Origin of the sequence: Bacillus sp. JJ1503, from assembly GCF_036965125.1 — a bacterium.
Taxonomy (GTDB): Bacteria; Bacillota; Bacilli; order Bacillales; family Cytobacillaceae; genus Cytobacillus.
On record NZ_JBALOZ010000326.1, the window covers coordinates 1 to 1,796 of the forward strand.

Consider the following 1,796-nt stretch of genomic DNA (forward strand, 5'->3'; position numbering starts at 1 on the left):
GTATAATAAAATAATACGTTGGGACCTTATGTCTAAAATGAGGAGAATCCATTTTGAGAGCACTAAAGCAAAAAATTACTTGGAAATTCTGTTTATTTATCGTCATTGCTATTATTCTAACAAATATTCCGTTCCTAGGCAGCTATATACGCATGATTAATACTTTAATCCATGAATCGGGACACGCTTTGATTGCCCTATTTGGAGGAAAGGTTCATACTATATCTTTATTTATGAACACAGAAGGGGTAACCTATACAAGTCATACGAACTGGTTTGGCAGCTTTTTTACCGGAATAGCAGGATATTTTTTTTCATCATTTATCGCCTTTTTATCCTTTTGGTTCATTAGCAAGAAACAATATAAACCCCTTATTATTATTTTGCTTCTATTTGTTGGCTTAAACCTGCTGCTTTGGGTTAGAAATTTTTATGGTATATTTTGGCTTATTTCCTTTGGCGCATTATTTATTCTGTTATTATATAAAGGTTCTGTATCATTTGTACAAAATTGTTTATTGATTATAGCTAGTATTCTTTTAGTAGAATCACTAACATCTTCCTTTACCATCCTCATGCTTAGCTTTATTCAGCCACATGCAGCGGGGGACGCTACAGGTTTAGCAAAAACAACTATGTTTATTCCTGCTCAATTATGGGGATTATTCTTTTTTGCTCAATCGATCTCCTTCATGGTTGCAGGGTTAAAGAAGGGTATTTACCGAATTGACAAATAAATGGAATATGAGCTAAATATAAATCAACCATATCTTCTTGAAAGGAGATAACATTTGAATAGAAAAATTGCCGTTATTACAGGAGCATCAAGCGGCTTTGGGCTTCTTACAGCTATCGAGCTCGCTAGAAATAATTTCGATGTCATAGCGACCATGAGAGATACGAATAAAAGCGAAACGCTTTTATCCGAGGCAAGATTAAATGGAGTTGAAGGAAATATTACCGTTGCTGAGCTCGATGTTGCTTCTCAACAATCCATTGAAAAATTGAAGCAATTTATTGAAAAAATCGGCCGTATTGATTTGCTATTCAATAATGCCGGGTATGCAAGTGCAGGCTTTGTAGAAGAAATTCCTATTGAGGAATTCAGAAAGCAATTTGAGACAAATTTTTTCGGAGCGATTGCTGTAACTCAAAGCTTTTTACCACTAATGCGCAGCCAAGGAAAAGGGATCATCATTAATATGAGCAGCATCAGTGGGAGAATGGGATTCCCCGGCATGTCTCCCTATGTCGCTTCTAAACATGCTCTAGAAGGATGGAGCGAATGCCTCAGACTTGAAATGAAGCCTTTTGGCGTCAAGGTTGTTTTGATCGAAGCAGGATCATATAAGACAAATATTTGGTCAAGCGGGAAGCATGTTACGGAAAGATCATTGCATGTACAATCTCCTTATTATTATTATATGAAACAGATTCAACAATATATTGACAATGGGTCAGAATCATTCGGGGATCCAAGAGAGGTAGCTAGGAAGATTACTAATATAGCCGAGGAACTTGATCCTCAGTTAAGGTACCCAATTGGCAAAGGGGTAAAAAGGAGCTTATTTTTGAAAAATATGCTCAAATGGACATTTTGGGAAAAGGCCTTTCTAAAAATCTTAAATAGATAACCATTTCAAGATGATAGAGCATGTTCTATCATCTTTTTCTATATACGTGAAATGATCTACACCATTTGCTGCGTGTGTGACTATTCATTATTTAGGAAAAATTAACTATTTCGCTAAAATCCGATTATTATTCCCTAAATTAGAGAAAATAAGAAAACATAT

At 35.4% G+C, this 1,796-nt stretch carries 2 protein-coding genes; both read left to right on the forward strand.

Annotation, left to right across the window (positions count from 1 at the left end; genetic code table 11):
• The first annotated feature begins 53 nt into the window (after nucleotides 1-53).
• Nucleotides 54-737, forward strand: coding sequence for a M50 family metallopeptidase (locus V7149_RS21560; protein WP_335347648.1), 684 nt, complete (start codon nucleotides 54-56; stop codon nucleotides 735-737).
• A 54-nt stretch (nucleotides 738-791) separates the two neighbouring features.
• Complete coding sequence (locus tag V7149_RS21565) at nucleotides 792-1,634, forward strand: oxidoreductase (protein ID WP_335347649.1); 843 nt, start codon at nucleotides 792-794, stop codon at nucleotides 1,632-1,634.
• Nucleotides 1,635-1,796: the final 162 nt, after the last annotated feature.